Source organism: Nocardiopsis protaetiae (genome assembly GCF_045446735.1).
GTDB lineage: Bacteria > Actinomycetota > Actinomycetes > Streptosporangiales > Streptosporangiaceae > Nocardiopsis > Nocardiopsis protaetiae.
The window spans coordinates 1-8,097 of the sequence record NZ_JBJJBV010000291.1 but is presented as its reverse complement, the minus strand read 5'-3'; the positions used below and the strand labels follow the sequence as shown (position 1 = coordinate 8,097).

At 71.6% G+C, this 8,097-nt stretch carries 6 protein-coding genes; 5 read left to right on the top strand and 1 reads right to left on the bottom strand.

Translation table 11 applies throughout. From position 1 onward, the window contains the following. Window positions 1–96: 96 nt before the first annotated feature. The gene (locus tag ACJOT3_RS29505) at window positions 97–921 is read right to left on the bottom strand and encodes a Fic family protein (RefSeq protein WP_406976405.1); all 825 of its coding nucleotides are present in this window, start codon (window positions 919–921) and stop codon (window positions 97–99) included. A gap of 213 nt (window positions 922–1,134) precedes the next feature. On the opposite strand from ACJOT3_RS29505, the gene acs reads away from it, so the two are divergent. From acs to ACJOT3_RS29480, 5 genes are all read left to right on the top strand, one after another. Continuing rightward, window positions 1,135–3,105 carry an acetate--CoA ligase gene (gene acs / locus ACJOT3_RS29500; RefSeq protein ID WP_406976404.1) on the top strand — a complete coding sequence of 657 codons (1,971 nt, stop codon included), beginning with the start codon at window positions 1,135–1,137 and terminating at the stop codon, window positions 3,103–3,105. A 204-nt stretch (window positions 3,106–3,309) separates the two neighbouring features. Then, window positions 3,310–3,798, top strand: coding sequence for a phage holin family protein (locus ACJOT3_RS29495; RefSeq protein ID WP_406976403.1), 489 nt, complete (start codon window positions 3,310–3,312; stop codon window positions 3,796–3,798). Between the two features lie 10 nt (window positions 3,799–3,808). Continuing rightward, a complete protein-coding gene (locus tag ACJOT3_RS29490; protein ID WP_406976402.1) occupies window positions 3,809–4,714 on the top strand; it encodes an alpha/beta fold hydrolase in 906 nt (301 codons plus the stop codon). Window positions 4,715–4,722: 8 nt separating this feature from the next. After that, the gene (locus ACJOT3_RS29485) at window positions 4,723–5,217 is read left to right on the top strand and encodes a DUF309 domain-containing protein (protein ID WP_406976401.1); all 495 of its coding nucleotides are present in this window, start codon (window positions 4,723–4,725) and stop codon (window positions 5,215–5,217) included. Between the two features lie 426 nt (window positions 5,218–5,643). Further along, window positions 5,644–8,070, top strand: a complete 2,427-nt coding sequence (locus ACJOT3_RS29480; RefSeq protein WP_406976400.1) for a sodium-translocating pyrophosphatase — start codon at window positions 5,644–5,646, stop codon at window positions 8,068–8,070. The last annotated feature ends 27 nt before the right edge of the window (window positions 8,071–8,097 follow it).

Here is an 8,097-nt window from a genome sequence, read left to right as displayed (position 1 = left end):
GACCACGCCCGGAGAGCGTGGTCGGCGGATGTCTCCGATCGGTCCCGCACTCACACGGCGGAACGCGCATCGAGGGCGGAATCCGCCCCGGCCCAGCTAGCCGCGCTTGAGCGCCTCACAGGTCGCCAGCGAGTCCTGTGCCCCCGCCCGCACCGCACGGCAGCAGTACACGACCCACCCCGCCACACCCTCCGCGGTCCCGGACATGTACCCGCGCAGCGCGGGCGCGTACTCCTCCGACAGCGTCCGGTGGCCCAGCTCGGACGGCACCAGCGACTTGGGGTCCAGCCCCCGCTCCACCAGCGTCAGCCGCTCGGCGGCCCGCGCCACGATCCCGTCGCCCCACCCGAACGGGCGGATCGCCATCAGCTCGCCGTGCACCAGCGCCGACGTCACCAGCGCGGGCACCGAGGTGCGGGCACCCAGCAGCCCGTACAGGCCCTCCATCCGGGCGAGCGCCACCTCGGGGGTGAGCGCCTCGCCCAGCTCCAGCGGGTCCTCGACCCGCTCCCCGGCCATGCGCGGCCGCCCCAGGGCGTCGGCGGACACCGCGTCCGCGGCGGCGAGCGTGTGCAGCCGGGCCAGCACCTGCCGCGGCGCCTTGGGCCAGGTCTCCACCAGGGTCCCCAGCTCGCCGCCCACCCGCAGCGCACCCTTGATCCGGGTGTCGTACACGTGCCCGGCGCGGATCTCGTCCATCGAGACCTCGGCGCCCTCCAGCGCGGCGGACGCGCACGCCCCGCGCAGCGAGGACTCCATGGACACGTCGCTGCTGCGCCGGCGCAGGATCCGGTGCCCCAGCAGCCGGTCCACCAGGGTCCGGGTCTCCTCCACGGCCTCGGCCACGCCGGGCAGCGCGGCGATCCTGGCCAGCGGGTCGGTCTGGGCGGCAGAAGTCGTTTCGCTCACGGAAACCAACATACGCGCCGGTAACACCGGCCACCGCGTGCCCTCCGCCGGTCGCCCGACCCTCCACCCCCGCTCGGGCGACCGTTCGTCGCCCGGCGGCGACCGCTCATCGGCCGTTCGTCGCGCGCCGGGTCGTCCCCGGCGCTGGAACCGACCCTGCCTGTTCCACAGGTCCAGACCACATGATTAATTTGGTGTGAACCAGCCTACGTAAGGAGAATCACAGTGGCCGACAGCACTCCCCCGAGCCAGGAGACACTGTCCAACCTTCTCCATGAGACGCGCAGTTTCCCCCCGCCGGCCGACCTGGCCGCGAACGCCAACGTCAAGGCCGAGGTCTACGGCGAGGCCGCCGCGGACCGGCTCGGCTTCTGGGAGGAGCAGGCCCGCAGGCTCCAGTGGGACCAGCCCTGGGACACCGTCCTGGACTGGCAGCCGCCCTTCGCCAAGTGGTTCGTCAACGGCAAGCTCAACGCGTCCGTCAACTGCGTCGACCGCCACGTGGCCAACGGCCTGGGCGACCGCGTCGCCTACTACTGGGAGGGCGAGCCGGGCGACACCCGCACCATCACCTACGCCGAGCTGAAGGACCTGGTCTCCCAGGCCGCCAACGCCCTCACCGAGCTCGGTGTCACCCGGGGCGACCGGGTCGCCATCTACATGCCGATGATCCCCGAGACGATCGTCGCGATGCTGGCCTGTGCCCGCCTGGGCGCCGTCCACATGGTGGTCTTCGGCGGCTTCTCCGTCGACGCCCTGGGCCAGCGCCTGGACGACAGCCAGGCCAAGCTCGTCATCACCGCCGACGGCGGCTACCGGCGCGGCAAGGCCAGCGCCCTCAAGCCCACCGTGGACGCCGCGGTCGCCGACCGCCCGGCCGTGGAGAAGGTCCTCGTCGTCCGCCGCACCGGCCAGGACGTCGAGTGGACCGACCGCGACGTGTGGTGGCACGACCTCGTCGACTCCCAGAGCACCGAGCACACCCCAGAGGCCCACGACGCCGAGAACCCGCTGTACATCATGTACACCAGCGGCACCACGGCCAAGCCCAAGGGCATTCTGCACACCACCGGCGGCTACCTCACCCAGGCTTCGTACACCCACTGGGCGGTCTTCGACCTCAAGCCCGAGACCGACATCTACTGGTGCGCCGCCGACATCGGCTGGGTCACCGGCCACTCCTACATCGTCTACGGCCCGCTCTCCAACGCCGCGACGACCGTCCTCTACGAGGGCACCCCGGACACCCCGCACCGCGGCCGGTTCTGGGAGATCATCGAGAAGTACAAGGTCACCATCGCCTACATGGCCCCCACGGCGATCCGCACCTTCATGAAGTGGGGCGACGACATCCCCGCCAAGTTCGACCTGTCGAGCCTGCGCGTCATCGGCTCGGTGGGCGAGCCCATCAACCCCGAGGCCTACGTCTGGTACCGCAAGCACATCGGCGGTGACCGCACCCCGGTCGTGGACACCTGGTGGCAGACCGAGACCGGCGCCATCATGGTGAGCCCGCTGCCGGGCGTCACCTCCGGCAAGCCGGGCGCGGCCATGCAGGGCCTGCCGGGCATCGTCGCCGACGTCGTGGACGAGAACGGCAACTCCGTCCCCGACGGCGAGGGCGGCTTCATCGTGATCCGCGAGCCGTGGCCCTCCATGCTCCGCGGTATCTGGGGCGACCCGGAGCGCTACAAGGACACCTACTGGTCGCGCTTCGAGGGCCTGTACTTCCCCGGCGACGGCGCCAAGAAGGACGAGGACGGCGACCTGTGGCTGCTCGGCCGCGTCGACGACGTCATGCTCGTCTCCGGCCACAACATCTCCACCACCGAGGTCGAGTCCGCCCTGGTCTCGCACCCGAGCGTGGCGGAGGCCGCCGTGGTCGGCGCCACCGACAAGGTCACCGGCCAGGCCATCGTCGGCTTCGTGATCCTGCGCAGCGGCGCCGAGGAGGTCTCCGAGGAGACGCTCAAGTCCCTGCGCGACCACGTCGGCGCCTCCCTGGGCCCGATCGCCAAGCCCGCCCGCGTGCTGGCCGTGCCGGAGCTGCCCAAGACCCGCTCGGGCAAGATCATGCGCCGCCTGCTGCGCGACATCGCCGAGAACCGCGAGGTCGGTGACACCTCCACGCTCACCGACTCCTCGATCATGGAGGTCATCGCCAAGCAGCTGCCCTCCGCCGGGCAGGACGACTGACACACGCACCGACGTGCGGGGCGCCCCGGACCGGCCACCGGCCCGGGGCGCCCCGTCGTTTCCGCGCGCGAACGCGGATGCTCACACGCGTGACGAAACCGGACCTCCGCGTTGTGCGTGCCGTGAGGGACGCCGGTGGCGGCCCATGTGCGAGGATGCGGAGGATCATCCGCGTGTTCGGACCGACTGAAGGGAAACCCCGCGATGGTGGACAAGCCGGGAACCGGCGGTACGGGCGCCGCCGGAGACACCGACCGCTCCGTCGGTGAACTCGTCTCGGACGTCACCGGGAACTTCTCCCGCCTGGTGCGCCTGGAGCTGGAGCTCGCCAAGGCCGAGGCCAAGCGCGAGGCGACCAAGGTCGGCAAGGGCATCGCCGGGTTCGCGGTGTTCGCCGTCCTCATGCACATCTTCGTCATCCTCCTCTCGGTGACCATCGCCTTCGTCCTGTACGAGGTGGCGGGCCTGCCGGGGTGGGCCGCCTTCGCCATCGTGACCGGCGTCTACCTGCTCATCGCGCTCGTGTTCGCCCTGTTCGGCCTGGTCAACTTCCGCAGGATGCGGGGCCTGGAGCGCACCCAGCTGACCACCTCCCGCCTGGGCGCCATCCTGCGCCGCGAGATCACCCCGCCCGGGTCCGAGGTCGCCGCCCCCAGCGGGGCCGGGGCCACGGCGGCCACCACCGGAAACTAGCCGACCCACCGTGCTGGACGATTCGGCCGCCTACGTCGAGGGCCCCTGGGCCCACCGCAACGTCGGGGCCGCGGGCGCCCGCTTCCACGCCGCCGAGCTGGGCGAGGGGCCGCTGGTGCTGTTCCTGCACGGGTTCCCCCAGTTCTGGTGGGCGTGGCGGCACCAGCTCACCGCCGTCGCCGCGGCGGGCTACCGGGCGGTCGCCGTCGACCTGCGCGGGTACGGCGCCAGCGACAAGACACCGCGCGGATACGACCTGGTGACCCTCGCCCAGGACGCCGCCGGACTGGTCCGCGCCCTGGGCGCGCGCCGCGCGGTCGTGGTCGGCCACGGCGTCGGCGGCATGGTCGGCTGGACCATGACCGCCTACCACCCGGGCACCGTCCGCGCCCTGGCCGCGGTCGCCTCCCCGCATCCGGGACGGGCCGCCGGACTGCTGTTCTCCGCGGGCCCGGGCGCCCGCCACATGCTCCGCGCCCAGCTGCCGGTCCTGCCCGAGCACCGCCTCCTCGCCGACGGCTGCGCCCGGGTCGGCGACCTGCTGCGGGAGTGGTCCGGCCCGGGCTGGCCCGACACCGAGGCCGAGGAGATGTACCGGATCGCCTTCTCCATCCCCAAGGTCTCCCACTGCTCCCTGGAGTACCACCGGTGGATCGCCCGCTCCCGGCTGCGCCCGGACGGCCTGCGCTACCACGCGCGCATGCGCACGCCGGTGCGCGTCCCGGTGCTCCAGCTCCACGGCTCCCTGGACCCGGTCTGCCCGCCGGAGACGGCCCGCGCCTCGGAGCGCTCGGTGGCGGGGGCCTACCGTTGGAGGGGGGTCTCCGGCGCCGGGCACTTCCCGCACGAGGAACGCCCGGACGCCGTCTCGGGCGCGCTCACGGAGTGGCTCGACGACCTCCCCGGCGACGACTGAGGAAGCAGGTGGAGACGGTGGACGCGAACCGCGACCGCGCCCCGGACGGGCGCGCGCAGAACCAGCGCCCCCGGGACCGCTACGGCCGGCCGATGCCCCACGGCAGCGTCGGCGAGGTGGAGCGGGTGCCGGACGACGCGGAATTCTCGCCGGAGGAAGGTCTGGAAACGGCCCAGAACCTGCTCGACGAGGGGTACGCTTTCACCGCCCACGAGGTTCTCGAAGCCGTGTGGAAGTCCTCCCCCGAGTCCGAACGCGAACTGTGGCGGGGGCTCGCGCAGGCGGCTGTGGGCGTCACCCACGCCCAGCGCGGCAACCTCACGGGCGCCGCCCGCCTGCTGCGCCGCGGCGCCGACCGGGTGGAGCCGTACGGCCCGGACGCGCCGCACGGTGTGGACACCGCCGGGGTGGCGGCCTTCGCGCGCTCCCTGGCCGACGACCTGGACGCGGGCCGCACCGGACCGGGTGACGGGGTGGACCCGTCCCGGATGCGCCTGCGCTGAGGCGGGCGCGCCGGCGCGAACGCGCTGGTGCCCCTGGGGCTCAATCCCGTTTCCTGCCCTTATGAGAACTTTAACGTTAACACTGCATTAAGTCATTATGCAAGACGAATATCGCCGATAAAGGCATTTATCCGTTTTTCGAGATCACCGATGGATCACATCTTTGATCATTCTCGAAAAAATCCCTAATCCGCTCTCTTCTTTTTTCTTCGGGCTGCGTAGGATTTCCGGATCACCGCCCGTGAGTGCGTGGCGCGGGCAGTGGGCACCAAACCGAAGGTGGCACCGCTTCGACCCCGGACCACGTGCCGTCGGGCCAGCTCAAGGCTCCTTCCGGACGGCGGTACGGGCACGGACCCGCGCGGGATTTCCCCCGCTCGGCGTGCGCGGGGAAGAAAAGGTCGTGCCCGTCTCAAGGAGGACGGATTGTCTGGGCTCAACCTCGCCGCACAAAGCGGCACGGCCCTAGAACTGCAAGGCATCGACTTCACACTCGTCATCGTCGTCATGGCGGTCGCGCTCCTCGCGCTCGCCGTTGCGGGGATGCTGGTACGTGAAGTCCTCGCCGCCGGACAGGGCACTGAGCGAATGCAGAACATCGCGCTCGCGGTCCAGGAAGGAGCGGGTGCATACCTCCGGCGACAGTTCCGCACCCTCGCGGTCTTCGTCGTCGTCATCCCCCTGCTGCTGCTCCTGCTCCCCGCCGACTCATGGGCCGTCTCCATCGGACGGTCCGTCTTCTTCGCCCTGGGCGCCCTGCTGTCCGCCGCCACCGGCTTCATCGGCATGTGGCTCGCGGTCCGGGGCAACGTCCGCGTCGCGGCCGCCGCCCGCGGGGGCACCACCGCCGACAGCCACACCGCCATGCGGATCGCGTTCCGCACCGGCGGCGTCGCCGGCATGATCACCGTCGGCCTGGGCCTGTTCGGCGCGGCCGTCGTCGTCCTGATCTACCGGGGCGACGCCCCGATCGTCCTGGAGGGCTTCGGCTTCGGCGCCGCCCTCCTCGCCATGTTCATGCGCGTCGGCGGCGGCATCTTCACCAAGGCCGCCGACGTCGGCGCCGACCTCGTCGGCAAGGTCGAGCAGGGCATCCCCGAGGACGACCCCCGCAACGCCGCCACCATCGCCGACAACGTCGGCGACAACGTGGGCGACTGCGCGGGCATGGCCGCCGACCTGTTCGAGTCCTACGCCGTCGTGCTCGTCGCCTCCCTCATCCTGGGCCGCGTCGCGTTCGGCGTCGAAGGACTCGTCTTCCCGCTGCTGGTCCCGATGATCGGTGTCCTCACCGCCATCATCGGCATCTTCATCGTCGCCCCCAGGAACGGCGACAAGTCGGCGATGTCGGCGATCAACCGCGGCTTCTTCATCTCCGCCGCCATCTCCGCCCTGCTCGTCGTCGCCGCCTCCTTCTGGTACCTGCCCGACAGCTTCGCCGGGCTGCCCGGTGCCGGCCAGAGCGTCCTCGACGAGATCGCCGAGGCGGGCACCGACCCCAACCCGCGCTTCATCGCGATCGCCGCGGTCCTCATCGGCCTCGTCCTGGCGGCCGCCATCCAGCTCCTCACCGGCTACTTCACCGAGACCGACCGGCGTCCCGTCCGCGAGATCGGCGAGAGCTCCGAGACGGGCGCCGCCACCGTCATCCTGTCCGGCATCTCCGTCGGCCTGGAGTCCGCGGTCTACTCCGCGCTGCTCATCGCCGGCGCCGTGTACGCGGCGTTCCTCCTGGGCGGCGGGTCCATCACCCTCAGCCTGTTCGCCGTCGCCCTCGCCGGGACCGGCCTGCTCACCACCGTCGGCATCATCGTCGCGATGGACACCTTCGGCCCCGTCTCCGACAACGCCCAGGGCATCGCCGAGATGTCCGGCGACGTCGAGGGCAAGGGCGCCGAGATCCTCACGAGCCTGGACGCCGTCGGCAACACCACCAAGGCCATCACCAAGGGCATCGCGATCGCCACCGCGGTCCTGGCCGCCACCGCCCTGTTCGGCGCGTTCCGCACCTCCGTCCAGGAACAGCTCGGCGGCGGCGAGGTCTTCTCGCTGTCCCTGGACCGCCCGGACGTCCTCGTCGGCGTCATCATCGGCGCCAGCGTGGTGTTCTTCTTCTCCGGCCTGGCCATCATGGCGGTCGGCCGCGCCGCCGGCCGCGTCGTCCTGGAGGTGCGCGAGCAGTTCCGCACCCGGCCGGGGATCATGGACGGCACCGAGAAGCCCGAGTACGCCCGCGTCGTCGACATCTGCACCCGCGACTCGCTGCGCGAACTCATCACCCCGGGCCTGCTCGCCGTGCTGGCCCCCATCGCGGTCGGCTTCGCCTTCGGCTACGCGCCGCTGGGCGCGTTCCTGGGCGGCGCCATCGCCGCGGGCGTCCTCATGGCGGTGTTCCTCGCCAACTCCGGCGGCGCCTGGGACAACGCCAAGAAGCTCGTCGAGGACGGCCACCACGGCGGCAAGGGCTCGGAGGCCCACGCCGCCACCGTCATCGGCGACACCGTCGGCGACCCGTTCAAGGACACCGCGGGTCCGGCCATCAACCCGCTCCTGAAGGTGATGAACCTGGTCGCGCTGATCGTCGCGCCCAGCGTCGTCATCTTCCAGGACAACACCGTGCTGCGGATCGGCGTCACCGCCGTTGCGGTCGCCATCCTCGTCGGCGCGGTCCTGTGGTCCAAGAACCGCGGCGCGGGCAGCGAGACCGAGCCGGCCGAACTCGGGCAGGGCACCCCCGAGAGCGACGACGACGATGAGACCCCCTCCGCGGACGCCCCGAGCGCCGAGGGCGGGAGCGACATCGGCGACGAGGCCACCGAGCACGACAACAAGGAAGAGGCCCGCACCACGTAGGGCCGAAGCGAACCAGAGGGGCCGCCG

Coding starts and splice junctions, on each gene's coding strand:
- ACJOT3_RS29505 (WP_406976405.1), bottom strand. CDS start 921: ATGTTGGTTTCCGTGAGCGAAACGACTTCTGCCGCCCAGACCGACCCG.
- ACJOT3_RS29495 (WP_406976403.1), top strand. CDS start 3,310: ATGGTGGACAAGCCGGGAACCGGCGGTACGGGCGCCGCCGGAGACACC.